Source organism: Pseudomonas sp. M47T1, from assembly GCF_000263855.1.
GTDB lineage: Bacteria > Pseudomonadota > Gammaproteobacteria > Pseudomonadales > Pseudomonadaceae > Aquipseudomonas.
In genome coordinates, this window is the sequence record NZ_AJWX01000007.1 from 93585 (window position 1) to 119772 (window position 26188).

The 26188-nt window shown below is 62.8% G+C and carries 20 protein-coding genes and 1 pseudogene; 8 read left to right on the forward strand and 13 right to left on the reverse strand.

All coding sequences use genetic code 11. The features are described 5' to 3' along the window. Positions 1-86 precede the first annotated feature (86 nt). The 4 genes from queF to PMM47T1_RS10385 form a co-directional block, all read right to left on the reverse strand. On the reverse strand, positions 87-917 hold the full coding sequence (gene queF / locus PMM47T1_RS10370) for an NADPH-dependent 7-cyano-7-deazaguanine reductase QueF (RefSeq protein ID WP_008368387.1): 831 nt from the start codon (positions 915-917) through the stop codon (positions 87-89). A 180-nt stretch (positions 918-1097) separates the two neighbouring features. Further along, positions 1098-2345 carry a lipoprotein-releasing ABC transporter permease subunit gene (locus PMM47T1_RS10375; RefSeq protein WP_008368388.1) on the reverse strand — a complete coding sequence of 416 codons (1248 nt, stop codon included), beginning with the start codon at positions 2343-2345 and terminating at the stop codon, positions 1098-1100. Between the two features lie 67 nt (positions 2346-2412). Beyond that, positions 2413-3096: a lipoprotein-releasing ABC transporter ATP-binding protein LolD gene (gene lolD, locus PMM47T1_RS10380; RefSeq protein WP_177323375.1), complete on the reverse strand. Its 684-nt coding sequence runs from the start codon at positions 3094-3096 to the stop codon at positions 2413-2415. A gap of 7 nt (positions 3097-3103) precedes the next feature. Next, positions 3104-4354 (reverse strand): lipoprotein-releasing ABC transporter permease subunit, encoded by a 1251-nt coding sequence (locus tag PMM47T1_RS10385; protein ID WP_008368390.1) that lies wholly within the window; start codon positions 4352-4354, stop codon positions 3104-3106. A gap of 94 nt (positions 4355-4448) precedes the next feature. Here PMM47T1_RS10385 and PMM47T1_RS10390 point away from each other — a divergent pair, with 94 nt between their 5' ends. Together PMM47T1_RS10390 and PMM47T1_RS10395 are read left to right on the forward strand one after the other, a co-directional pair. Then, positions 4449-5036: a PilZ domain-containing protein gene (locus PMM47T1_RS10390; RefSeq protein WP_008368391.1), complete on the forward strand. Its 588-nt coding sequence runs from the start codon at positions 4449-4451 to the stop codon at positions 5034-5036. Positions 5037-5184: 148 nt separating this feature from the next. Beyond that, positions 5185-5907: a glycerophosphodiester phosphodiesterase gene (locus PMM47T1_RS10395; protein WP_008368392.1), complete on the forward strand. Its 723-nt coding sequence runs from the start codon at positions 5185-5187 to the stop codon at positions 5905-5907. A 42-nt stretch (positions 5908-5949) separates the two neighbouring features. Here PMM47T1_RS10395 and sthA read toward each other — a convergent pair whose 3' ends face one another. Both sthA and PMM47T1_RS10405 read right to left on the reverse strand, forming a co-directional pair. Then, entirely contained in the window at positions 5950-7344 is a 1395-nt protein-coding gene (gene sthA, locus PMM47T1_RS10400; protein ID WP_008368393.1) for a Si-specific NAD(P)(+) transhydrogenase, read from the reverse strand. 161 nt (positions 7345-7505) lie between these two features. Continuing rightward, on the reverse strand, positions 7506-8501 hold the full coding sequence (locus PMM47T1_RS10405; protein WP_425224615.1) for an FAD:protein FMN transferase: 996 nt from the start codon (positions 8499-8501) through the stop codon (positions 7506-7508). Between the two features lie 81 nt (positions 8502-8582). Between PMM47T1_RS10405 and PMM47T1_RS10410 the strand changes: the two genes are divergently transcribed. Both PMM47T1_RS10410 and PMM47T1_RS10415 read left to right on the forward strand, forming a co-directional pair. After that, positions 8583-9146 (forward strand): chalcone isomerase family protein, encoded by a 564-nt coding sequence (locus PMM47T1_RS10410; protein ID WP_008368395.1) that lies wholly within the window; start codon positions 8583-8585, stop codon positions 9144-9146. 168 nt (positions 9147-9314) lie between these two features. Next, positions 9315-10603 (forward strand): annotated as a pseudogene (locus PMM47T1_RS10415) (MFS transporter). Positions 10604-10785: 182 nt separating this feature from the next. Here PMM47T1_RS10415 and PMM47T1_RS10420 read toward each other — a convergent pair. Next, positions 10786-12249 carry a glyceraldehyde-3-phosphate dehydrogenase gene (locus tag PMM47T1_RS10420; RefSeq protein ID WP_043300911.1) on the reverse strand — a complete coding sequence of 488 codons (1464 nt, stop codon included), beginning with the start codon at positions 12247-12249 and terminating at the stop codon, positions 10786-10788. A gap of 188 nt (positions 12250-12437) precedes the next feature. Between PMM47T1_RS10420 and mfd the strand changes: the two genes are divergently transcribed. Both mfd and PMM47T1_RS10430 read left to right on the forward strand, forming a co-directional pair. Continuing rightward, entirely contained in the window at positions 12438-15887 is a 3450-nt protein-coding gene (gene mfd / locus PMM47T1_RS10425; protein ID WP_008368398.1) for a transcription-repair coupling factor, read from the forward strand. Positions 15888-15922: 35 nt separating this feature from the next. Then, positions 15923-18220 (forward strand): DEAD/DEAH box helicase, encoded by a 2298-nt coding sequence (locus PMM47T1_RS10430; RefSeq protein ID WP_008368399.1) that lies wholly within the window; start codon positions 15923-15925, stop codon positions 18218-18220. 81 nt (positions 18221-18301) lie between these two features. Here PMM47T1_RS10430 and PMM47T1_RS10435 read toward each other — a convergent pair whose 3' ends face one another. From PMM47T1_RS10435 to PMM47T1_RS10445, 3 genes are all read right to left on the reverse strand, one after another. Further along, positions 18302-19039 carry an S-methyl-5'-thioinosine phosphorylase gene (locus tag PMM47T1_RS10435; protein WP_008368400.1) on the reverse strand — a complete coding sequence of 246 codons (738 nt, stop codon included), beginning with the start codon at positions 19037-19039 and terminating at the stop codon, positions 18302-18304. A 13-nt stretch (positions 19040-19052) separates the two neighbouring features. Beyond that, positions 19053-20063, reverse strand: a complete 1011-nt coding sequence (nagZ, locus tag PMM47T1_RS10440; protein WP_008368401.1) for a beta-N-acetylhexosaminidase — start codon at positions 20061-20063, stop codon at positions 19053-19055. A 171-nt stretch (positions 20064-20234) separates the two neighbouring features. Continuing rightward, positions 20235-20942 carry a TetR/AcrR family transcriptional regulator gene (locus PMM47T1_RS10445; RefSeq protein ID WP_008368402.1) on the reverse strand — a complete coding sequence of 236 codons (708 nt, stop codon included), beginning with the start codon at positions 20940-20942 and terminating at the stop codon, positions 20235-20237. 263 nt (positions 20943-21205) lie between these two features. Between PMM47T1_RS10445 and lexA the strand changes: the two genes are divergently transcribed. Beyond that, positions 21206-21814 carry a transcriptional repressor LexA gene (gene lexA / locus PMM47T1_RS10450; RefSeq protein WP_008368403.1) on the forward strand — a complete coding sequence of 203 codons (609 nt, stop codon included), beginning with the start codon at positions 21206-21208 and terminating at the stop codon, positions 21812-21814. A gap of 10 nt (positions 21815-21824) precedes the next feature. Next, complete coding sequence (gene sulA, locus PMM47T1_RS10455; RefSeq protein ID WP_008368404.1) at positions 21825-22301, forward strand: SOS-induced cell division inhibitor SulA; 477 nt, start codon at positions 21825-21827, stop codon at positions 22299-22301. A gap of 84 nt (positions 22302-22385) precedes the next feature. On the opposite strand, the gene PMM47T1_RS10460 is transcribed toward sulA, so the two are convergent. The 3 genes from PMM47T1_RS10460 to topA all read right to left on the reverse strand — a co-directional run bounded on the left by PMM47T1_RS10460 (position 22386) and on the right by topA (position 26098). Next, positions 22386-22619 (reverse strand): hypothetical protein, encoded by a 234-nt coding sequence (locus PMM47T1_RS10460; RefSeq protein WP_008368405.1) that lies wholly within the window; start codon positions 22617-22619, stop codon positions 22386-22388. 50 nt (positions 22620-22669) lie between these two features. Continuing rightward, positions 22670-23194 (reverse strand): DUF6586 family protein, encoded by a 525-nt coding sequence (locus tag PMM47T1_RS10465; RefSeq protein ID WP_008368406.1) that lies wholly within the window; start codon positions 23192-23194, stop codon positions 22670-22672. Between the two features lie 273 nt (positions 23195-23467). Beyond that, a complete protein-coding gene (gene topA, locus PMM47T1_RS10470; protein ID WP_008368407.1) occupies positions 23468-26098 on the reverse strand; it encodes a type I DNA topoisomerase in 2631 nt (876 codons plus the stop codon). Between the last annotated feature and the right edge of the window lie 90 nt (positions 26099-26188).

Here is a 26188-nt window from a genome sequence, read left to right on the forward strand (position 1 = left end):
CGAATGGGTCGCCGCCGTTCTCCAGAAACTACGCGGCGATCTTTTCGCGGGCAGAGCCCGCTCCCCTAATCAACCCTCCAGACAGCTTACTGACGCACCAGCCGTGCGTTTTCCAGCATGACCTTCGACGTGCTGCGGTACGGGTTGATGTCCAGCCCGCCGCGACGCACGTAGCGTGCGTACACCGTCAGTTCCTGCGGGTTCAGCAGTCGCTTGAGGTCCATGAAGATCCGCTCCACGCACTGCTCGTGGAAGTCCGAATGCTGGCGAAAGCTCACCAGGTACGCCAGGAAACTGGCATGATCCAGGGCCGGGCCACGGTAGTGGACCGCCACGCTGCCCCAGTCTGGCTGGCTGGTGACCGGGCAGTTGGACTTGAGCAGGTGACTGTGCAGGCTCTCTTCCACTACCTGCGATGCATCACAGCGCAGCAGTTCGGGCTGTGGGTGCTCGTAGCTGGAAATGCTGATATCCAGGTCGTCGATGCACACACCCGGCAAGGCCACCACGCCCTCGGCCTCGACCTCGGCCAGGCGACGCACGCGCACGCCCACTGGTTTGCCGGCGGCTGCCGAAAGGTCCTTGACCAGGCAAGCCTGCAAGGCCTCCACGGTGTCGAAGGGGGTCTGGTTCAGGGAGTTGAGGTACAGTTTGAACGACTTCGATTCGATGATGTTCGGCGAATCGGCCGGAATACTGAATTCACCGATGGCCACCACGGGCTTGCCTGACGGCAGCAGCCACGACAGTTCGAAGCAGTTCCAGAAGTCGACGCCCTGGTACGGCAGGGTATCGGCGCTCAGGCCCAGTTCGGCCCACTTGGCGGCGCGAGGGATGGGGAACAGCAACGATGGCGTGTAGGTGGAGATGTATTCGCTGGACTTGCCCAACGGCGAATGTTCGGCTGCGGGATGCATGTTGGAAACCTGGACGAGAGTAAACCCGCCCAGTTTAACTTTTTACCGCGTACATTGCGCGCTCTGTACGATCGGAACGACTGCGGCGCGGCCTTCGCGGGCATGGCTCGCTCCCACGGTACGGTGCAATCGTGCAGGAGCGGACCGTGCCCGCGACGGCGGCTACGCAGTGCCCGCAACCTACTCGTAGCGCAAGGCGTAGGCCGGTTCGATCTGAGCGGCGCGCCAGGCCGGGTACAGGGTGGCCAGGAAGCTGAGGATAAGCCCCGCGCTGCAGATCATGATGACATCCCCCGCCTGCAGGTCCGACGGCAGGTTGCTGATGAAATACACGTCGGACGTGAAGATGTGCTGGCCTGTGACGCGCTCGATCCAGCCCACCATGGCGCTGACGTTGATGGCCGCGATCACCCCCAGCACGCCGCCGATCAAGGTGCCGACCACGCCGATCACCGTGCCCTGGACCATGAAGATGCCCATGATCTGCCGTGGCGTGGCACCGATGGTGCGCAGGATGGCGATGTCGGCACCCTTGTCGTTCACCACCATGATCAGCGTGGCGATGATGTTGAAGGCGGCGACGGCGACGATCATCAGCAACAACAGGCCGATCATGGTCTTTTCCATCTTCATGGCGCTGAACAGGCTGCCTTGGCTGTGGGTCCAGTCATCAGCCTTGTAGCCGTCACCCAGCCCGCCGGCGATGGCCTTGGACACCTGCGGCGCTCTGTACAGGTCCTTGAGCTTGAGCCGCACGCTTTGCACCTGGTTGGGCTGCCAGTGCTGGATTTGCGCGGCGTCGGCCATGTGGATCAAGGCCATGGAACCGTCGAGTTCGGCGCCTACCTTGAACACGCCCACCACGTTGAGGCGCTGCATGCGCGGGGTGATGCCGCCGGGCGCGTCGCTGCTGATCTCGGGCACGATAAGGGTGATCCTGTCGCCCACGCTCAGGCGGAAGCGGCGCGCAGTGATATCGCCGATGACCACGCCGAACTCACCCGGCTTGAGGTCTTGCAGCGAACCCTGGGTGATGTGGTCGGCCACGATCGACACCTTGCCTTCCTGGGCCGGGTCCACGCCGCTGATCTGGATGGGCTGCATGAAGCCCTTGTACGAGAGCATGCCGTCCATGTCGGTGAACGGCACGGCGGCCAGCACTTCAGGGTTTTTCAGCGCGGCGGCGGCCACCGGTCGCCAGTCGTCCAGCGGCTTGTCACCAAGGACGGTGGCATGGGGCACCATGCCGAGGATGCGCGAACTCATTTCCTTCTGGAAACCGTTCATCACCGACAGCACCACGATCATCGCCAGCACGCCAAGGGCCAGGCCGATCATCGAGGTCATGGATATGAACGAGATGAAATGGTTGCGACGCTTGGCCCGGGTGTAGCGTGCACCGATGAAAATGGATAAGGGTCTGAACATACGTCAAGGCACCTGGAAAAAGGGTTGAAGCGGGCGCCCGGGCAACCGGGCGCTAACACCAAACGGATCAGATCGGGACCAGACGGCCCTCTTCCAGGCGCAATACGCGGTCCATCTGGCGAGCCAGGTTGAGGTCATGGGTCACCACCAGGAAGGCGGTGCGCAGCGAGGTGCTCAGCTCCAGCATCAGGTCCTGGATACCCTGGGCAGTGTGCTGGTCGAGGTTGCCGGTGGGCTCGTCGAGCATCACCAGGCCTGGCTGGTTGACCAGGGCCCGGGCGATGGCCACGCGCTGGCGCTCGCCACCCGACAGTTCGGCCGGCTTGTGCGCCAGGCGATGGCCCAGGCCCACGCGCTCCAGCAACGCTGTGGCACGCTGCTTGGCTTGCGGGATGGGCGTCTTGCCGATCAGCAGCGGCATGCACACGTTTTCCAACGCGGTGAACTCGGGCAGCAGGTGGTGGAACTGGTAGACGAAGCCCAGCGCGCGATTGCGCAGCAGGCCACGGGCCTTCTCGTTCAGCGCCGACAGTTGCTCACCCGCCAACCACACGCTGCCACTGCTGGGCGTGTCGAGGCCGCCGAGCATGTTCAGCAAAGTGCTTTTGCCCGAACCCGACTGGCCGACGATGGCCACGCGCTCGCCGGCGAACAGCTCCAACTGCAGGTTGGACAACACCACCACCGACTCCGGGCCTTCCTCGTAGGATTTGCCCAGGTTGCGGCAACTCAGCACTGCTTTCTCACTCATGCCCAACTCACTCATAACGAAGCGCCTCTGCTGGCTGGGTGCGCGCCGCACGCCAGGCCGGGTACAGGGTCGCGAGGAAACTCAGGACCAGTGCCGCACCGCAGACCATGAACACGTCATTGGCCATCAGTTGCGACGGCAGGTAATCGATGAAATAGACGTCGGGGTTGAGGAACTTGTGCCCGATCACTTTTTCCAGCAGCGCAATCGCGGCGCTGACGTTCAGTGCCGCCAGCATGCCGAGGATGGCGCCCACCAGGGTGCCGATGACGCCGATGACGGTGCCCTGGACCATGAAGATGCGCATGATCTGGCCCGGCGTGGAGCCCAGGGTACGCAGGATGGCGATGTCGCCACGCTTGTCGTTGACCACCATCACCAAGGTGGAAATGATGTTGAACGCCGCCACCGCGACAATCAGCAACAGCAGCAGGCCGATCATGGATTTTTCCATGCCGATGGCCTGGTACAGGTTGCCGTGGGTGCGGGTCCAGTCACGGGCATAGTAGTCCTGGTCACCCAGGCTCTGGGCAATTTCCCAGGAAACCCGAGGGGCCTGGAACAGGTCGGCGAACTTAAGCCGCAGGCCCTGCACCTGGTTGGGTTGCCAGCGATGCAAACGCGCAATGTCGTCGAGGTTGGTCAGGCCCAGATAGCCGTCGATTTCGCCGGCGCCCACATGGAACAGGCCGGTGACGGTAAAGCGCTTCATGCGCGGGAACATGCCCGCCGGGGTGACGCTGACCTCGGGGGTGACGAAGGTGACCTTGTCGCCCACCTTCACGCCCAGCTTGTTGGCCGCGTTGTCGCCCAGCATGATGTTGAAGTCGCCCGACTTCAGGTCATCCAGGCTGCCTTGCTTGATGAAGTGGTCAAGGATGGTGACCTTGCGCTCCTCGGCGGGGTCGACGCCATTGAGCAGCATTTTCTGCACTTTGCCGTTATTGGTCAGCAGTCCCTGCATCTGGGTGTAGGGCGCCACCTCCAGAACCGCCGGATTCTGCTTTACTTTAGCGGCAAGGGCACGCCAGTCGCTGATCGGCTTGCTGGACTCGATGGTTGCGTGGGGCACCATGCCGAGCACGCGGGTACGCATTTCATGATCGAAGCCGTTCATCACCGAGAGCACCACGATCATCACGATCACGCCCAGGGCGAGTCCGATCATCGAGGTCAGGGAAATGAACGACACGAAATGATTGCGACGCTTGGCGCGGGTATAACGCGCACCGATGAAAACGAAGAGAGGTCTGAACATGTCGGGGCTTGTTCGAATGAAAGAGGAACGTCCTTGTGGCGGGGCTTGACGAGCAGCTTTACACTCAGACCACCGCCGCTACCATGGGTTCGCCATGTCGACATTAGATGAAGAAGATCGCCGCGAATACTACCGTATCGACGATAGGATCGCACTGGAAATTAGCCCGCTCTCGGCTGCCGATGCCGCGGGCACTGAGTTGTTGCAAGATGCGTCTCCGCTGTTCAACCTGCTGAGCGAATTGCACCTGAGTGAATTCGAGTCCCAGCACCTGCTGCGTCAGCTCAGTGACAATGACCGCACCCTGGGCAACTTCCTCAAGGCGCAGAACAAACGCATCGACCTGTTGAGCCAGGTGGTAGCCCAAACCATTCTGGGGCACATTGGCGAGCCGCAGCCGGTGGTGCTGTCCGAGGGCGGCGTGGAGTTCATGCACCCGCAGGCCCTTGCCACCGGCACCCGCCTGTCCGTCAAAATGGCACTCATGCCACAGGCTCTGGGCCTGCTGCTGCGCGCCAAGGTCACCCACTGCGATGCCAAGGCCGATGGCCGGTTCGAGATTGGTACCGAGTTCGACAGCATCAGCGATGCCCAGCGCCAACTGCTGGCCCGCTATATTCTGCAGAAACAGGCCGCCGAACGGCGCAAGGAACGTGAACAAAACGATCCGCCGGCTGCCTGAATCCTGGCACCCCTGTAGACACCGGTGTGGGAGCTGGCTTGCCAGCGAGCTTCCAGGGCGAGAAAAGCTCGCTGGCAAGCCAGCTCCCACACTTGGGTACAATTAACACAGCCTTTGCTGACTTCAGCATTACCTTGAAGGAACAAACGTGACCCTTATCTACGGCCACCGCGGCGCCAAAGGCGAAGCACCGGAAAACACCCTGACCAGCTTCCAGGAATGCCTCAAGCACGGCGTGCGCCGCTGCGAACTGGACCTGCATTTGTCCCGCGACGGGCAATTGATGGTGATTCACGACTCTACCCTCAAGCGCACCACCGACCGGCGCGGCAAAGTCGTGGAGCACGAGTCCGCCCAGCTGGTGACCTACGATGCTCGCAAGGGCGGCCCGGGCTGGGTACACCCCTGCCCTATCCCACGCCTTGAAGACCTGTTCAAGGCCTGCGATTTCGACCATTGGCAACTGGAAGTCAAGAGCGCCTCGCGCACCCGCGCCGCCACCACGGTGCTGGCGATTCGCGAACTGGCTCAGGAATATGGCGTGCTGGACAAAGTGACCATCACCTCAAGCTCCAGGGAAGTGCTGCGCGCGGCTGCCGAACTGACGCCGGACATCAGCCGTGGCCTGGTGGCCGAATACGCCTGGCTCGACCCGCTGAAAGTGGCCCAGAACTATGGCTGCACCCTGTTGGCGCTGAACTGGACGCTGTGCACGCCCGAGCGCCTGATCAAGGCTCAGCGCCAGGGCCTGCACGTGTCGGTGTGGACAGTCAACGAGCCGGCATTGATGCGCCGGCTCGCCGACTTCGGCGTTGACAGCCTGATTACAGACTTTCCCGGTTTGGCCACCGCCACGCTCGAGAATCTCTGAAATCGGTCTCCCCGGCCGGCTCAGGCCACCGGCCGGAGCCGCTCAAAAAAGCCGGTTGAGGCCGTCATAGGCCGCTACCCGATAGGCTTCGGCCATGGTCGGGTAGTTGAAAGTGGTGTTGACGAAGTACTTCAGGCTGTTGAGCTCACCCGGCTGATTCATGATGGCCTGGCCGATGTGGACAATCTCGGACGCCTGGTCACCGAAGCAGTGCACACCCAGGATTTCCAGGGTTTCACGGTGGAACAGGATTTTCAGCATGCCCACCGGCTCACCGGAAATCTGCGCCCGCGCCATACCCTTGAAAAACGCCTTGCCCACTTCGTACGGCACCTTGGCCTGGGTCAGCTCTGCCTCGGTCTTGCCGATGGAGCTGATTTCGGGAATGGTGTAGATACCCGTGGGCACGTCGTTGACATAACGCCAGCTGCCATTGTCCACCACGCTGCCGGCCGCCGAGCGGCCCTGGTCATAGGCGGCACTGGCCAGGCTGGGCCAGCCGATCACGTCGCCCGCGCCATAAATGCTTGGCACACTGGTGCGGTAGGCTTCGTCGACCGTGATCTGGCCACGGCCATTGACCTTGATGCCAATGTTTTCCAGCCCAAGCTTGTCGGTGTTGCCGGTACGGCCGTTGCACCACAGCAAGGCGTCGGCCTTGATTTTCTTGCCCGACTTGAGGTGCAGCACCACGCCATTTTCCAGGCCTTCGACGCGGTCGTATTCTTCGTTATGGCGAACCATGACGTTGTTGTTGCTGAAGTGGTAGCTCAGGCCCTGGGAAATTTCCGAGTCCAGGAAGCTCAGCAGTTGCTCGCGGTTGTCCACCAGTTCCACCAGCACGCCCAGGCCGCTGAAGATGGACGCGTATTCGCAACCGATCACCCCGGCGCCGTAGATGATCAGCTTGCGCGGGGTGTGGGTGAGGCTGAGGATGGTGTCGCTGTCGTAGATGCGCGAGTGGTGAAAGTCGATGTCGGCCGGGCGATACGGGCGCGAGCCGGTGGCAATGATGATCTGCTTGGCCACCAGTTTTTCCTGCGCACCGTTGGCGCAGATCACTTCCACGGTCTGCTCGTCAGAGAAGCTGCCGGTGCCGAAGAATACGTCCACGCGGTTGCGGGCGTAGTAACTGGTGCGTGAGGCCACCTGCTTGGCGATGACTTTCTCGGCGCTTTTCAATACGTCCGGAAACGAAAACCAGCGCGGCTCGCCAATGGCCCGGAACATGGGGTTGGTGTTGAACTGGATGATCTGCTTGACCGAGTGACGCAGGGCCTTGGACGGGATGGTGCCCAGGTGTGTGCAGTTGCCGCCGACCTGGCGACGGCTGTCGACCATCGCCACCTTGCGCCCCGCCTTGGCGGCGTTCATTGCCGCACCTTCACCCGCGGGCCCGGAACCCAGCACCACTACATCATAGTTGTAGACAGCCATGCGTACTCCTTCAGAACAGGCCGAGGCACCACTCTGGTACCTCCGGCTCAACATGCCGCGCTGCGGCATCGAAAACTCGGGGATGCAGTCTATAGAAGCGTAAACGCCGCGAACATTAACCCTTGGTCGCGTCAAAGGCTATTGATGTCTGCACCCGTGCGTCAATGGTCAACTTTTCCTACAGCAGCCATCCGTTCGAATGCCGGGGTCGGGCGGCTGGACAGCACCTCGCCGTCACGCCGCACGAACAGCGCGGCAATGTCGTGGCCGCGGGCGTAGTCCCAGCCCTGCTCGGGCCCCAGAATCATCAACAGCGTAGACAAGCCATCGGCCGACAACGCAGAAGGATGAATCACCGTGACCGACGCCAGGCTGTGATTCACCGGCCTGCCGGTGCGGGCATCCAGCAGATGGGAATAGCGCTGGCCAGCCTGGAGGAAGAAACTGCGCTGCTCGGCCGAGGTGGACACGCCGTAGCCATCCACACCCAGCTCGCGACTGGCGTGCTGGTCATCGGTGCGTGGCGCCTGCACGCTGATGTTCCAGGCACTGCCGTCCGGCTTGTGCCCTACAGCCTTGAGCTCCCCCGTGGCCTCGGCCAGGTAACTGCCAATGCCCATGGCTTGCAAGCGCGCGCCAATGCGTTCCACCGCATACCCTGCGGCCACGCTGTTGAGGTCAACCTCGACTGCAGCATCCTTGCACAGCTGATCGCCGTCGATGCGCAGATGCCGGTAGCCCACGCGCTGCCGAGTCAGCGCCAGCACCGCCGGGCGCGGCACTTGCTGCAAGCCATGACTGGCACCCAGGCCCCACAGGTTCATCAACGGCCCCACGGTCTGATCGTAGGCGCCGTCGCTGGCGCTGGACAACGACTGGCCGTATTGCACCAGCGCAAGCACCGCCGGCGGCATGACCCGACAACTGTCGGCGGGCTGCGCGTTGAACCGCTGCACATCGGAATCGCTGCGGTACAGCGACAGCTGCTGGTCCACCTCGCCGAGAATGCGTTCCACCTCGGCCTGAACCTGGCGTGGACGCGGGCTGTGCGCCGTAGGCACGTATTGCACGGTGTAGCGGCTGCCCATGGTCGGGCCACTGAAAGACTCCACCGGGTTGCCACCGCTGCAGCCCGCCAGCGCGGTCAACAGGTTGATCAGGAGAAAAGGACGGGCAACACACGTGAACAGTCGAATTTTGACTTAACCTTGAGACAGACATTCGAGGAAGACGCCATTATGCGCCACAAGCCGCTGTTGCTTCTGCTCTTCTTCTGCACCCTGGCCTGGGGCAACACCACCGACCGCCTGCGCGAGGCCAACTTTGCCGAGCAATGGGGCCAGACACCAACATTGCAACGCAAAAGCCAGGCACTGCTCAATTACCTTTTCGTCGATGTCTATGCCGCCGCGTTCTACGCCGAAGCCGGTACCAGCGCCCAGCAGGCGGTGGACAGCCTGAGCGACCAGCGGCTGGAGCTGTTCTACTTCCACGATATCGGCCGCGACGACGTGATCAAGGCTGCCAACCAGACCTTGCAGCGCCAGGCCAGCCCCAACCAGCTGCGCGCCGCCCAGGCGGAAATCGATCGCCTGCACCGCAGCTACGTGGATATTCATGCCGGGGACCGTTATGCCCTGGTGTACAACACCCTGGAGGGGCTTTCCGTGGAGCGTAACGGCCAGGTTATTTTTGTCAGTAAAGACAAGGACTTGGCACGTTTATACCTGAATATATGGCTGGCACCCAAGGGCCTTTCTGACAACTTGCGCGAGGCACTTTTGCTGCCTGGCGCCGCGTGAGTATCGCGCTGAAACGTTACACCTTGAGCGCGAAATCATTGCCAGGCCCTACACTTATACATACTGTTACAAAATAATTTGCGCCAAGCGTGCAAAAGCCTGAACAGGAACGTTGCCAACGGGCCTTTCCACGGATTCCAACTACAACAAAAGAGTGAGTGCATTCCCATGACCTCGAATACGGGCAAGGGCAAGGCGATTTTTCGCGTTGTCAGCGGCAATTTTCTCGAGATGTTCGACTTCATGGTGTACGGCTTTTACGCCACCGCCATTGCCAAGACCTTCTTTCCTTCCGACAACGCCTTCGCCTCGCTGATGTTGTCACTGGCCACCTTCGGCGCCGGCTTCCTGATGCGCCCCCTTGGCGCGATTTTCCTCGGCGCCTACATCGACCGCCATGGCCGCCGCCAAGGGCTGATCGTGACGCTGGCGATGATGGCCATGGGCACCGTGCTGATTGCCTGCGTGCCCGGCTACGCCACCCTGGGTGTGGCCGCGCCGTTGCTGGTGTTACTGGGCCGGCTGTTGCAGGGCTTCTCGGCGGGCGTGGAACTGGGCGGCGTATCGGTGTACCTGGCGGAAATTGCCACCCCAGGCCGCAAAGGTTTCTTCGTCAGTTGGCAGTCGGCCAGCCAGCAGGCCGCCGTAGTGTTCGCAGGCCTTCTGGGCGTGGCGCTGAACCATTGGCTGAGCCCTGAACAAATGGGCGACTGGGGCTGGCGCGTGCCGTTCCTGATTGGCTGCATGATTGTGCCCGTGATCTTCATCATCCGTCGGTCGCTGGAAGAAACCCCGGAATTCCAGGCCCGCAAGCACCGCCCTACCCTCAAGGAAATCGTGCGCTCCATTGGCCAGAACTTCGGCCTGGTGATTGCCGGCATGGCACTGGTGGTGATGACCACCGTGTCGTTCTACCTGATTACCGCCTACACCCCAACCTTCGGCAAGGCCGAGCTGCACCTGTCGGACTTCGATGCGCTGCTGGTGACGGTACTGATCGGCTGTTCGAACTTCTTCTGGCTGCCGGTGATGGGTGCGGTGTCGGACCGTGTGGGCCGCAAGCCGCTGTTGCTGGCGGCGACGATTCTGGCGCTGCTTACTGCCTATCCTTCACTGAACTGGATGGTGCAAGCCCCCAGCTTCGAGCGGTTGTTGATGGTGGAGCTGTGGTTGTCGTTCCTGTATGGCAGCTATAACGGCGCCATGGTGGTGGCGCTGACCGAAATCATGCCGGTGGAGGTGCGCACAACCGGGTTTCACTGGCCTACAGCCTGGCTACCGCGACCTTTGGTGGGTTTACACCAGCGGCCTGTACGTACCTGATTCACGCGCTGGACAACAAGGCCGCGCCGGGGATTTGGCTCAGTGGGGCGGCGGTGTTGGGGCTGGTGGCGACGTTGGTGTTGTTTCATGGGAATAAGCATGCGTTGCGGACTGCCGAGGCTGCCCGCGCCTGATTTCCCTTGGGTTATATCACCCTGTGGCAGCGGGCCCTGCCGACGAAAAAGTACGCCGCGTAACGCCTGGCGCACCGCAGCGCTTTTTCGCGGGCAGAGCCCGCCCCCACATCAGACGTTCGTGCCTGCAAAGAAAAAAGCCCCGGCATCACTGCCGGGGCTTTTTCATTGAAGCGTGAAGCTTAGCGTGGGAAGGCGGCCGGGTTCACACCCGCCATGTCTTCCATCACGCGCACTACCTGGCAGCTGTAACCGAATTCGTTGTCGTACCAGACGTACAGCACAACGCGGTTGTCGTTGCAGATGGTTGCTTCGGCATCGACCACACCGGCGTGGCGCGAACCCACGAAGTCGGTGGAGACCACTTCCTGGGAGTTCACGAAGTCGATCTGCTTGTGCAGGTCCGAATGCATGGCCATCTGGCGCAGGTACTCGTTGATTTCTTCGCGGGTGGTGGCCTTTTCCAGGTTCAGGTTGAGGATAGCCATCGACACGTTGGGCGTCGGCACGCGGATGGCGTTGCCGGTCAGCTTGCCGGCCAACTCAGGCAGGGCCTTGGCGGCAGCGGTGGCGGCGCCTGTCTCGGTGATCACCATGTTCAGCGCGGCGCTGCGGCCACGGCGCGAACCCTTGTGGAAGTTGTCGATCAGGTTCTGGTCGTTGGTGTACGAGTGAACGGTTTCGACGTGACCGTTGACGATGCCGAACTTGTCGTTGACGGCCTTGAGCACCGGCACGATGGCGTTGGTGGTGCAGGACGCCGCCGAGACAATCTTGTCGTCAGCGGTGATTTCGCCGTGGTTGATGCCGTGAACGATGTTCTTCAGCTTGCCCTTGCCCGGTGCGGTCAGTACCACGCGGTCGACGCCAGGGCAGGTCAGGTGCTGGCCCAAGCCATCGGCGTCACGCCATACACCGGTGTTGTCCACCAGCAGCGCGTCGTTGATGCCGTACTGGGTGTAGTCCACTTCAGTCGGGTTCTTGGCGTAGATCACCTGGATCAGGTTGCCATTGGCCGTGATGGTGCTGTTGGCTTCGTCGATGGTGATGGTGCCATCGAACGGGCCGTGCACCGAATCGCGACGCAGCAGGCTGGCGCGCTTGACCAGGTCGTTTTCAGCGCCCTTGCGTACCACGATGGCGCGCAGGCGCAGGCCGTCGCCGCCACCGGTCTTCTCGATAAGGATGCGTGCCAGCAGGCGGCCGATGCGACCGAAACCGTACAGCACGACGTCCTTGCCCTTGCGTGGCGAAGCGTTCTGCTGACCGACGATATCAGCCATTTCCTCACGCACGAACTGCTCGGCGGTGCGGCCGTTACCCTGTTCCTTGAACTTGTTGGCCAGGCGGCCCAGGTCCACCGAAGCGGCGCCCAGTTTCAGCTCGCTCATGGCCTTGAGCAGGGGGAATGTCTCGTGGACAGACAATTCAACTTCGTCGGCCTGGCGGTGACGCGCAAAGCGGTGGGCCTTGAGGATCTGAATGACGGAACGGTTGATCAGGCTGCGGCCATAGATCGAGCTCACCACATTGTTATTGCGGTAGAGCTGACCGATCAGCGGAATCATCGCCTCGGCGAGCGCTTCACGATCGATCCATTCACCAAGACACTGGTCGGGCTTCTGAGTCACGGGAACCTTCCACATGTAGGGACAGAAAAAAGGGGCTACATTATGACGTCGAGCGCTCGCCGGGGCAATGAGCGCCTGTCGACACAGGCTCATAGACCGGGCTTTTGCGCCAAGGTTTCGTTTTCGTGCGGTCGAAACTGACAGCCCGGCCGCAGGCCGGTACAATCGTTGTTTTTGTCGCAACGCTTGGAGCTTGACCTCCCGTGCCTGTCCTGCGCCTTCCGCTTCTCTCCGCCACGGCGGGAAAACACACCTGGGGCAACCTGCCAGGGGCCGCCCTGAGCCTGGCCATTGCCGAGGCCGCCAGCGCTGCCAAGCGCTTTACCCTGCTGCTGACCGCCGACAGCCAGAGCGCCGACCGCCTGGAGCAGGAACTGCGCTTCTTCGCCCCGAACCTGCCCGTGCTGCATTTTCCCGACTGGGAAACCCTGCCCTACGACCTGTTCTCGCCACACCAGGACATCATTTCCCAGCGCATTGCCAGCCTGTACCGGCTGCCGGAGCTGGATCACGGCGTTTTGGTAGTGCCGGTTACCACTGCCCTACACAGACTCGCGCCCACGCAATTCCTGCTCGGCAGCAGCCTGGTGCTGGACGTGGGCCAGAAGCTGGACGTGGAACAGATGCGCACCCGCCTGGAGGCCAGCGGCTATCGCTACGTGGACACGGTGTACGAGCACGGCGAGTTCACCGTGCGCGGCGCATTGATCGACCTGTTCCCCATGGGTAGCAAGCTGCCCTACCGCATCGACCTGTTCGACGATGAAATCGAGACCCTGCGCACCTTCGAACCGGAGACCCAGCGCTCCATCGACAAGGTCGACTCGGTGCGCCTGCTGCCGGCTCGCGAGTTCCCGCTGCAGAAGGATGCGGTCACACGCTTCAAGGCACGCTTTCGCGAGCGCTTCGACGTGGACTTCCGCCGCACACCGATCTTCCAGGACCTGAGCAGCGGCATCACCCCGGCCGGCATCGAGTACTACCTGCCGCTGTTCTTCGACGAAACCTCCACCCTGTTCGACTACCTGCCTCAGGACACCCAGGTGTTCTCGCTACCGGGCATCGAGCAGGCGGCGGAGAACTTCTGGAACGACGTGCGCAACCGCTATGAAGAACGCAAGGTCGACAAGCAGCGGCCACTGCTGCCGCCAGCCGAGCTGTTCCTGCCGGTGGAAGACTGCTTCGCGCGCCTGAAAAACTGGCCGCGCGTGGTGGTCAGTCAGGCCGACATCGAGCCCGGCGTGGGTCGCGATCGCTTCCCGGCGCAGGCGCTGCCCAACCTGGCCATCGAAGCCAAGGCCAACCAGCCGCTGGCGGCACTGTCGGGCTTTCTCGACCAGTTCCCCGGCCGCGTGCTGTTCACCGCCGAATCGGCGGGCCGCCGCGAAGTGCTGCTGGAACTGCTGGACCGCCTCAAGCTGAAACCGAAAACCGTCGACGGCTGGGCCGACTTCGCCACCGGCAAAGACCGCCTGGCCATTACCATCGCGCCGCTGGATGAAGGCCTGGTGCTGGACGATCCAGCCCTGGCCCTGGTGGCCGAAAGCCCGCTGTTCGGGCAGCGCGTGATGCAGCGTCGGCGCCGCGAAAAACGCACCGACGGCAACAACGACGCGGTCATCAAGAACCTCACCGAGCTGCGCGAAGGCGCGCCGGTGGTGCACATCGACCACGGCGTGGGCCGCTACCTGGGCCTGGCCACCCTGGAAATCGACAGCCAGGTGGCCGAGTTCCTTACCCTGGCATACGCCGAGAACGCCAAGCTCTACGTGCCGGTAGCCAACCTGCACCTGATTGCCCGCTACACCGGCAGCGATGACGCCCTGGCGCCACTGCACCGGCTGGGCTCGGAAACCTGGCAGAAGGCCAAGCGCAAGGCCGCCGAGCAGGTGCGCGACGTGGCCGCCGAACTGCTCGACATCTACGCCCGCCGCGCCGCACGCAAGGGCTACGCCTTTGCCGACCCGTCGGTGGACTACGCCACCTTCAGCGCCGGCTTCCCGTTCGAGGAAACCCCGGACCAGCAATCGGCCATCGAAGCGGTGCGCGAAGACATGCTCGCGCCCAAGCCCATGGACCGCCTGGTGTGCGGCGACGTGGGCTTCGGCAAGACCGAGGTAGCCATGCGCGCGGCGTTCATCGCCGTGCACGGCGGCCGCCAGGTGGCCATCCTGGTGCCCACCACCCTGCTCGCCCAGCAGCACTACAACAGCTTCCGCGACCGCTTCGCCGACTGGCCGGTCACAGTCGAGGTGATGAGCCGCTTCAAGTCCACCAAAGAGGTGAACGCCGCCGTAGCGCAGCTGGCCGAAGGCAACATCGACATCGTCATCGGCACCCACAAGCTGCTGCAGGACGACGTCAAGATCAAGAACCTGGGCCTGGTGATCATCGACGAAGAGCACCGGTTTGGCGTGCGCCAGAAGGAACAGCTCAAGGCCCTGCGCAGCGAGGTGGACATCCTCACCCTGACCGCAACGCCTATCCCGCGCACGCTGAACATGGCAGTGTCGGGCATGCGCGACCTGTCCATCATCGCCACCCCGCCGGCACGACGCCTGTCGGTGCGCACCTTCGTCATGGAGCAGAACAAGAGCACCGTGAAGGAAGCGCTGCTGCGCGAACTGCTGCGTGGCGGCCAGGTGTACTACCTGCACAACGACGTGAAGACCATCGAGAAGTGCGCCGCCGACCTCGCCGAACTGGTGCCAGAGGCCCGCATCGGCATCGGCCACGGGCAGATGCGCGAACGCGAACTCGAACAGGTGATGAGCGACTTCTACCACAAGCGCTTCAACGTGCTGATTGCCTCGACCATCATCGAGACGGGCATCGACGTGCCCAGTGCCAACACCATCATCATCGAGCGCGCCGACAAGTTCGGCCTGGCCCAGCTGCACCAGTTGCGCGGCCGCGTGGGCCGTAGCCACCACCAGGCCTACGCCTACCTGCTGACACCTCCGCGGCAGCAGATCACCCCGGACGCCGAAAAGCGCCTGGAAGCCATTGCCAATACCCAGGACCTGGGTGCCGGTTTCGTGCTGGCCACCAACGACCTGGAAATTCGTGGCGCCGGCGAGCTGCTGGGCGACGGCCAGAGCGGCCAGATCCAGGCCGTGGGCTTCACCCTGTACATGGAAATGCTGGAGCGGGCAGTGAAGGCCATTCGCAAGGGCGAACAGCCCAACCTCGACCAGCCGCTGGGCGGCGGCCCGGAGATCAACCTGCGCCTGCCAGCGCTGATCCCCGAGGGCTACCTGCCTGACGTGCATGCGCGCCTGATCCTGTACAAGCGCATCGCTTCGGCAGTGGACGAGGATGGCCTCAAGGACTTGCAGGTTGAAATGATCGACCGCTTCGGCCTGCTGCCCGAGCCCACCAAGAACCTGGTGCGCCTGACCCTGCTCAAGTTGCAGGCGGAAACCCTGGGCATCAAGAAAGTCGACGCCGGCCCCCAAGGCGGTCGTATCGAGTTTGCGGCCGACACCCCGGTAGACCCGCTGACGCTGATCAAGCTGATTCAGAGCCAGCCCAACCGCTACAAGTTCGAAGGCGCCACGCTGTTCAAGTTCATGGTGCCGATGGAGCGCGCCGATGAGCGCTTCAACACCCTCGAAGCCCTGTTCGAGCGCCTGGCGCCGAAAGCCTCATGAGTACAATGGTTTTGCACAAGGTGTCTGCCAGCTAAATGTCCGAACACCTGATGGAACACCTCGAACCCCGGCCACGACTGTGGCTGGGCAGTGTCGAGTTCAGCGCATTTGAACCGCGCAACGGCCGCATGCAGCGGCACATCCAGCACCGCGCCGCGCTGGCGTTCGGCTATGCCGGTCATTATGTGTCCAGCACCCGTGCGCCCCACGAACCCAGCATTGCGCGCCAGCCCCTGAGCGAAAAGGCCCTGCGCGAGACCTTGCAGGGCCTGGGTTTTCGCATTGCCACGCGCCAGAGCAAGGCCTTGCCGGAAAGCGCCGGGGACATTTTCGAGTTGCCCAGCGACGGTGCCTGGTTACGCTTTGTGCTCAACGATCTGCCCGCTTTGCGCGAGCAAGGTTGGGAAATCGAATACTCGGAAGAATTCGCCTTCGACCTGACCCCCGTGGACGACTGGTACGCGGTGATCGACGAGACGCCCGACCGCGACTGGTTCGACCTGGAAGTAGGCATCGTGGTCAACGGCGAGCGGCTGAGCCTGCTGCCGATTCTGGTCAACCTGCTGCGCACCCACCCCGACCTGCTCAACCCGGCCCAACTGGCCCGGCGCCGCGACGAGGAGCAGATCCTGGTGCCCATCCACAGCCCCCAGGCGCACAAGCCACGGCTTATGCAGGTGGCGTTGCCCTATGGCCGCCTCAAGCCGGTGCTGGCCACCCTGGGCGACTTTTACTTGCGCGACCCCGGCGACACACGCCTGCGCCTGCCCACCCCGGATGCCACGCGGCTGAACGCGCTGCGCGAGTTGCCGCTGAGCTGGGAAGGCGGCGAGCGCTTGCGCGGTTTTGCCGAGCGCCTGCGTGACATCCGCACCCTGCCCAGCACGCCACCCGCCGACCTGGCCGCCACGCTGCGCCCCTACCAGGCCGAAGGCCTGAGCTGGATGCAGGCGCTGCGCGAACTGGAAGTGGGCGGCATCCTGGCCGACGACATGGGCCTGGGCAAAACCCTGCAAACCCTGGCCCACCTGCTCAGCGAAAAGAACGCCGGGCGCCTGGACCGCCCGGCCATGGTGGTGATGCCCACCAGCCTGATCCCCAACTGGCAGGACGAAGCCCAACGCTTCGCCCCTACCCTGCGCGTGGCGGCCCTGCACGGTGCCGGGCGCAAGAAATACTTCGATCACCTGTTCGACTACGACCTGCTGCTGACCACCTACGCCCTGCTGCCCAAGGACCTGGAAGCACTGAGCAAGGTGCCCTTGCATGTACTGATCCTCGACGAGGCGCAGTACATCAAGACCCCTGGCAGCAAAGCCGCCCAGGCCGCACGCCAGTTGCGCGCACGGCAACGCCTGTGCCTGAGTGGCACGCCGCTGGAAAACCATCTGGGCGAGCTGTGGTCGCTGTTCCACTTCCTGCTACCCGGCTGGCTGGGCGATGCCAAGGCGTTCAACCGCGACTACCGGGTGCCCATCGAAAAGCATGGCGACCACGAGCGCTTGCAGCACCTGAACGCGCGGATCAAACCCTTCCTGTTGCGCCGCACCAAGGAGCAGGTGGCCACCGAGCTGCCGGCCAAGACCGAAATCACCCATTGGGTGGAGCTCAACGAAGCCCAGCGCGACGTGTACGAGACGGTGCGTCTGGCCATGGACAAGAAAGTGCGCGACGAAATCAACCGCAAGGGCGTGGCGCGCAGCCAGATCATCATCCTTGAGGCACTGCTCAAGCTGCGCCAGGTGTGCTGCGACCTGCGCCTGGTCAACGGCGGCGTCGCGCCAGCACGCGGCAACAGTTCGGGCAAGCTGGCCAGCCTGATGGAAATTCTCGAAGAACTGCTACTGGAAAACCGCCGCATCCTGCTGTTTTCCCAGTTCACCTCAATGCTGGGTTTAATCGAACAGGAGCTGCAGCAGCGCGGTATCGAGTACGCCTTGCTGACCGGTGCCACCAAGAACCGGCGCATTCCGGTACAGGACTTCCAGAAGGGCAAGGTGCAGATCTTCCTGATCAGCCTGAAGGCCGGCGGCGTTGGCTTGAACCTGACTGCAGCGGACACGGTGATCCACTACGACCCGTGGTGGAACCCGGCGGCCGAGCACCAGGCCACCGACCGCGCCTACCGCATTGGCCAGGAGAAGCCGGTGTTTGTCTACAAGCTGATTACCCGCGGCACTGTGGAGGAGAAGATCCAGCACCTGCAAGGCGAGAAATCGGCACTGGCGTCGGGCATTCTCGATGGCCGCGAAGCGGGCGACTGGAAGATGGCGCCCGAGGACATCGATGCGCTGTTCGAGCCATTGCCGGGGCGCAAGGTGCGCAAGCGCTGATGCGCTTGTAGCTGGGCGTCGGATGGCCGCCCCCCCAACGGCTACAGGGAGCGGGTCAGGCTGCACATCCGGGGTTGCGGGTCAGACGGTGAGCACACGCGCCAGCGTGGCCTTCACCTTGCCCATGCCGTCGTGCAGCGCCTGCTCGATCTCGGCCATGGTGATGACCGCCGCCGACTTGCCTGCCGCCGGGTTCACCACCAGCGCCAGGCAGGCGTAATCCAGTTCCAGCTCGCGCGCCAGGGCCGCTTCCGGCATGCCGGTCATGCCCACGATGTCGCAGCCATCACGCTCCAGCCGGGCGATTTCCGCCACGGTCTCCAGGCGCGGGCCCTGGGTGCAGGCATAGACACCCTGCTCGCTGTGCGGCACGCCTTCGGCTGCCAGGGCCGAGATCAGGCGGGCACGCAGTGCCTCGGTGTAGGGGTAGCTGAAGTCTATGTGGGTCACATGCTCAAGTTCATCGGCGAAGAAGGTGTGTTCGCGCCCACTGGTGTAATCCACCAACTGATGCGGCACACACACATGCCCGGTACCCATGGCCGGATGAATGCCGTCCACCGCATTCACCGCCAGAATCGCCTGGGCACCGGCCTGTTTGAGCGCCCACAGATTGGCACGGTAATTCACCTTGTGCGGCGGCAACCGATGAGGGTGGCCGTGACGCGCGAGGAACAACACCTCATGGCCGGCGAACTCACCTTGGAGGATGTCCGCCGATGGCGCCCCGCAAGGGGTGTCCAGCGCCAGGCTGCGGGTGATGGTCAGCCCTTCGAGCTGGGTCAGGCCGGTACCGCCGATAATCGCGTAGACAGTCATTGTCAGGCCTCGGTCAATCAATCAATTGGGCGTCGCGCAGGGCTGCGACGGCCGTAAGCCAACGCGGATGCTGGCGGTACTCGACATTGCTGAATGCCTGCCCGCGCATGCGCGCGATGCGTGGCGACGGGGTCACGTTCAGGCGCTGCGCCGCGCTCAGTGCCAGCTCGGCCGCCGCACGGTCGTTGCACACCAGGCCCATGTCGCAGCCCGCACCCAGCGCCGCCTCGATACGACTGGCCGCGTCACCCACCACATGGGCGCCGGCCATGGACAGGTCGTCGCTGAAAATCACGCCATCGAACTTCAGTTCGCCACGCAGAATGTCCTGCAGCCAGCGCCGGGAGAAACCGGCAGGCTGACTGTCGACCTGCGGATAAATGACGTGGGCCGGCATCACCGCCGCCAACTGAGCGCTCAAACGCGCGAACGGCACCAGGTCCAGGGCACGGATCTGTTCCAGGCTGCGCTCATCGGTGGGGATGGCCACGTGGGAGTCCGCCTCGGCCCAGCCGTGACCAGGAAAATGCTTGCCGCAAGCGGCCATGCCGGCAGCGTTCATGCCCTTGATAAAGGCACCGGCAAGGGCCGCGGCACGCTCCGGATGGCCCTCGAAGGCTCGACTGCCCACCACGGCGCTGCGCTGATGGTCCAGGTCGAGTACAGGGGCGAAGCTCAAGTCCAGGCCAACCGCCAGCACCTCGGTAGCCATGATCCAGCCGCACTGCTCGGCCAGGTACTCGGCATTGGGGTTGTCAGCCAGGGCGCGCATGGCCGGCAGGCGCACAAAGCCCTGGCGCAGGCGCTGCACCCGACCGCCCTCCTGATCCACCGCCAGGATAAGGTCCGGGCGAATGGCACGGATCGACGCGCACAGCTCGCGCACCTGGCGGGCGTGCTCGATATTGCGCGCGAAGATGATCAGGCCGGCCACTTCGGGCTGGCGCAGCAGGTGGCGGTCTTCGGCGGTCAGCCAGGTGCCGGCGATATCGACCATCAACGAGCCTTGAAGGCGGGAAGTCATGGGGTAATCCTTGATTCGCGGGTGCATGCGTGCCGCCCCATGCAGCCTTTGGCCGCACAGGGGTGGATAAGCAAGAGGGAAAAATCGGCGCCAGAACGGCGCGACAGATTCGGAATAGGCATGGGCGGCTAGCTTAGCCGAAGCCACCCGCCGCGCCCACCGTCAATTGTTTCATGCCTTGGCCAGGGCTGGCGTCGACTTGCTGCGCGGGCGCAGCTGCGCGGCGGCCATGGCACCGTCGGTGACGCCACTGTCAGCACGCATGCCGGCGGCCAGGAACGGCACCATCAGGCGCATGACCTGCTCGATGGAGGTGTCGATGCCGAAATCGGTCTCGGCAATGGCGCGCAAGGCCTTGATGCCGGACATGCTGAACGCGGCGGCGCCGAGCATGAAGTGCACGCGCCAGAACAGCTCCAGCGGCGGGATACGCGGCGCGGCCTCGTTGACCAGCAGCATGTAGCGGCGGAAGACCTTGCCGTACATGTCTTCCAGGTAACGACGCAGGTGGCCCTGGCTCTGGCTGAACGCCAGGCCCAACAGGCGCATGAAGATGGACAAGTCGTTGCCGCTGCGCGGCTGCACCACCATGGCCTGCTCCACCAGGATTTCCAGCAGCTCTTCGAGGTTGGCCTTGTGCTCGGGGCGCGCCTGGCGGCGCTCCAGCTCACGTTCCAGGCTGATGCAGAATGGCCCCAGGAAACGCGAGAACACCGCCTGGATAAGCGCCTTCTTGGAGCCGAAATGGTAGTTCACCGCCGCCAGGTTGACCCCGGCCTTGCTAGTGATCAGCCGCAATGAAGTTTCGGCAAAACCTTTTTCCGCGAACAACTGCTCGGCAGCGTCGAGTATGCGTTCAACGGTTTCCGACTGGGCCATGCTAGATTCACCTGACAAACACTTGTTTGAAACATACGTTTCAGACCCGGCTTTTGTCAAGCCTGGGCAGACGTTTTGTGTCTTGTCGGTCACGTATTTAATCACACGCCGTGCACGTTTGGCCCGGACCTTGACGATTCCCCTGCCCTGTCCGCCGGGCGGCAGTGCGATTCGGGGGGACGAGCGGTGACAAAAGCAGGATTGCCAAGCCACTCATACTGTATATAATCCCAGTCACTGTATAAAAAGACAGAGCGATCGACATGCTGAAACTGACGCCACGCCAAGCCGAGATCCTGGCTTTCATCAAGCGCTGCCTCGACGACAACGGCTTTCCGCCCACCCGCGCGGAAATCGCCCAGGAACTGGGCTTCAAGTCGCCGAACGCCGCTGAGGAACACCTCAAGGCGCTGGCGCGCAAGGGGGCCATCGAAATGACCCCGGGCGCGTCCCGCGGCATCCGCATTCCCGGTTTCGAGGCCAAGGCCGACGAATCCACCCTGCCGATCATTGGCCGGGTTGCTGCCGGTGCGCCGATCCTGGCCCAACAGCACATCGAGGAATCCTGCAACATCAACCCCACCTTCTTCCACCCGCGCGCCGACTACCTGCTGCGCGTGCACGGCATGAGCATGAAGGACGTGGGCATCTTCGACGGCGACCTGCTGGCCGTGCACACCTGCCGCGAGGCCCGCAACGGCCAGATCGTGGTGGCTCGCATCGGCGACGAAGTCACGGTCAAGCGCTTCAAGCGTGAAGGCAGCAAGGTGTTCCTGCTGGCGGAAAACCCGGAATTCGCACCCATCGAGGTCAACCTCAAGGATCAGGATCTGGTCATCGAAGGCTTGAGCGTCGGCGTCATACGCCGATAAAGGAGGCTACATGCAGTTCCCACAACCGTTGCAACCGGCTCAACTGTCTTTGTTCGAGGCCTTCATGGCTCAACCAGTCACGCCGCTGTTCACCCACGCAACCGAAGTGCCCTGGACGGCCCCACAGCCGGAAGTCTTCAGCGAACTGTCGTTGCGCGGCGCTGCCGGGAACTGCCTGAACCTGCTGGCCCCCGTGCTGCGCGAGCTGAGCGAGGACCAGGACGCCCGCTGGCTGACCCTGATCGCACCGCCTGCCAGCCTGACCCAGGCCTGGCTGCGTGACGCTGGCCTGAACCGCGAGCGCATTCTGATCCTGCAACCAGGTGGCAGCCAGAGCCCGCTGCAACTGACCTGCGAGGCCTTGCGCCTTGGCCGTAGCCATACGGTAGTGAGCTGGCTGAACCCGCTGGCCGGCAGTGCGCGCCAGCAGCTGATCGCCGCTGCCCGAGTGGGCGATGCACAGAGCCTGAATATCCGGATGGGGTAGAACACAGCTGTGGGAGCTGACTTGCCAGCGAGCTTTTAAAGATCAAAAGCTTGCTGGCAAGCCAGCTCCCACAGCGTTCCCTGATCAATGAAGGACGCGCGGGCCTTCGTCTTTTTCGATTTCGCCTTCCACCATCTTGCCGGCCATTTGCACGCCCACGCTGAGCATGGCCTTGGCCACTTCTACATGCTGTCCTTGCAGGAAGGCCTTGGCGTCTTCGGAAAAGTCCAAGGTCACGAGCGAGCCTTCATCCTCGGCACGGCGCAGTTCGATTCGGCCGTCAGGCAGCTCGACAATTTCTAGAAAGGACGTTGGCATAAAAAGGGGTTCTCCACGTGAGGGCGCCATTGTAGCAGCCACAGACGCAATCAGCACTCACTGAGGCCCTCACGGTACCGAATGGCCAAGCCCTTGAGCTGCTGACGCCAGCCTTCCAGCACCTCGCGGGTGAGCGCCTCGGGCTCCTCGGGCGCGTCCAGGTTGACTGCCACGATCAACGGCTGGGTGACATCCCCTTTCACTACCTTGGGCGCCTGGGGTGGACGGTGCAGGGCTGCATGGGCAGCCAGCAGCTCGTAGACCCAAGTGCCGGGCGCCTGCGCCAACTCCACCAGCTCGGCCATTTCCGGAATGGCAATCTGTGCCAGCACTTCACGGGTCAACAGGTCTTCGGCACGGGGCGTGGCGGCCTGGGGCAGGCGGTAAAAGCCGGCGATTTCATGGCACAAGCCAAGCAAGGCACCGTACAAGTGAAACAGCGACGACTCGCGCTCGGCCTGAATGCGTGCCAGGGCATTCATGGCCTGGCCCTGCTCGGCCTTGCCCATGGCTTCCAGGGACAAGCCAGCGAAGTAAATTTTCTGGTTGGTGCGGGTGTAGAGTTCGTGGGCCATGTGGGCACCCTCCGGTAAAGACGGGGTTCGGGCAGACGAACAGTTTCCGTGAAGGGGGGCGCCTACCGCAAGGCAAATTGCATCTGAGTAGCAGTCGGCCATGATGTGCGGGTTCTATCCGCAAAAAGCACCCCAGCGCAGTGTCTGATACTCCGCGGTGCCTGCTTCGCGGGCAGAGCCCGCTCCCACACAAAGCAGTATTCGTTAAAGGGGAAGGCGTTGGAGCCTGCATAAAAAAACCGCGCCTGGGCGCGGTTTTTTGTTACTGCTGAGTCAAGCCGGCTCTTTCTCTTTTGCCCGCTTGTCTTCCACCTTCCAGCTGTCGCCTTCGTAGAACGCGCGCCAGCCGGTAGGCTTGCCTTCAACCTCGGTCTGCACGTACTGCTCCTTGGTCTTGCGGCTGTAGCGGATCACGGTTGGGCGGCCATCCGGGTCCTTCTTCGGCGCTTCGCAGAGGAAGTGGTATTTGGGATCGATCTCGTCCTTGTGCGCAATGATCTCGATCACCAGCGGCGCACGGGTCTCGCGGTTTTTCGGGAACTGGCTGGCGGCCAGGAACAGGCCCGACGCACCGTCACGCAACACATAAGTGTCGTTGACCTTCTCGCACTTGAGCTCTGGCATCTTCACCGCGTCCATCTTCGGTGGCGCCGCCTCACCGCTTTTCAGCAGCTTGCGGGTGTTCTTGCACTCAGGGTTGGTGCAGCCGAAGAACTTGCCGAAACGACCGGTCTTGAGCTGCATCTCGCTGCCGCACTTGTCGCATTCCAGGCTCGGGCCTTCGTAGCCCTTGATGCGGTAGCTGCCTTCTTCGATCTCGTAGCCCACGCAGTCCGGGTTGTTACCGCAGATGTGCAGTTTGCGCTTCTCATCCAGCAGGTAAGCGTCCATGGCGGTGGCGCAGATCGGGCAGCGGTGCTTGCCGCGCAGCACCAGCGACTCGGATTCACCCTCGTCATCGGCAGCGATTTCGTCGCCCGGCACCAGGTTGATAGTGGCCTTGCAACGCTCTTTGGGCGGCAGGCTATAGCCCGAGCAGCCCAGGAACACGCCGGTGGAGGCGGTACGGATCATCATGTGCCGGCCGCATTCGCGGCAGGTGATGTCGGTAGGCGTCGGCTGGTTGGCGCGCATGCCGCTGTCGGCCGAGCCGGCCACTTCCAGCTTGGTCTTGAAGTCGCCGTAGAACTCGTCCAGCACGTTCTTCCAGTCACGCTCGCCCTGGGCCACGTCGTCGAGGTTCTCTTCCATGCCGGCGGTGAAACCGTAGTCCATCAGGTTGGAGAAGCTTTCCGACAGGCGTTCGGTGACGATGTCGCCCATCTTCTCGGAGTAGAAGCGGCGGTTGTGCAGCGCCACGTAGCCACGATCCTGGATGGTGGAAATGATAGCCGCGTAGGTCGACGGACGACCAATACCGCGTTTTTCCATCTCTTTCACCAGGCTGGCTTCCGAATAACGGGCCGGCGGCTTGGTGAAGTGCTGGGTAGGGTCCAGCTCGATCAGCTTGAGCACTTCGCCCTGGTCCATTTCCGGCAGCACGTCGTCATCGCCCGGCTTGGCCATTTGTGGCATTACGCGGGTGTAACCGTCGAACTTGAGGATACGGCCCTTGGCACGCAGCTCGAAGTCACCGGCGGCGACAGTGACCGTGGTGGACAGGTACTGGGCAGGTGGCATCTGGCAAGCCAAAAACTGGCGCCAGATCAGCTCGTACAGGCGCTCGGCATCACGCTCCATGCCCGACAGCTTGGTAGGGTGGGTGCTGACGTCGGACGGACGAATGGCTTCGTGGGCCTCCTGGGCGCCTTCCTTGCTGCTGTATACCATGGGCGCAGCGGGCAGGTACTGCTTGCCGAATTCGTTTTCAATGTAGCTGCGCGCCATTTCAACCGCGTCCGCGGACAGGTTGGTGGAGTCGGTACGCATGTAAGTGATGTAGCCGGCTTCGTACAGACGCTGGGCCATCATCATGGTCTTCTTCACGCCGAAGCCCAGGCGGTTGCTGGCAGCCTGCTGCAGGGTCGAGGTGATGAACGGCGCCGACGGCTTGCTGCTGGTCGGCTTGTCTTCACGCTTGACGATGCTGTAGCTCGACGCCTTGAGCTTCTCCAGCGCGGCCATGGCCGTGGTTTCGTTCAGCGGCTTGAAGGCTTCGCCCTTCTCGCGCGCCACTTCGAAACGCACCTTGGCGCTCTTGGCGGTGCCCAGGTCGGCGTGGATTTCCCAATACTCTTCTGGGTTGAACGCACGAATTTCGCGCTCACGCTCCACCACCAGCTTCACGGCCACCGATTGCACACGGCCTGCGGACAGGCCGCGGGCTATCTTCGACCACAGTAGCGGCGAGACCATGTAGCCCACCACGCGGTCGAGGAAGCGCCGCGCCTGCTGGGCGTTGACACGATCAATGTCCAGCTCGCCCGGCGTGGAGAAGGCCTCCTGGATGGCCTTCTTGGTGATTTCGTTGAACACCACGCGCTTGTAGCGGCTGTCATCACCACCGATGGCTTCGCGCAGGTGCCAGGCAATGGCTTCCCCCTCGCGGTCCAAGTCGGTTGCGAGATAGATGGTGTCGGCATCCTTGGCGAGCCGGCGCAGCTCCTCGATCACCTTCTCCTTGCCGGGAAGGATCTCGTAGTGGGCTTTCCAGCCGTGCTCCGGGTCTACCCCCATGCGCGCCACCAGTTGCTTGCGCGCCTTTTCCTTGGGCGACAAGACAGGTGCCTCGGCGGCCGCGGCCTTGCCACGCTTGACCGGTTCTTTCGTGGCGCTAGCCGAACCGCTGGTGGGCAGGTCTCGGATATGGCCGATACTCGACTTCACCACGTATTGGTTGCCCAGATACTTGTTGATGGTCTTGGCCTTAGCCGGGGATTCCACAATGACCAGCGATTTGCCCATGGATCAGAAAATTCCTGAATACTAGAAATGAAAGCGATTGGCGCCTTCGAGGCACCGCTATATATAGTGGCTACGAAGTGAGGTCAAGCG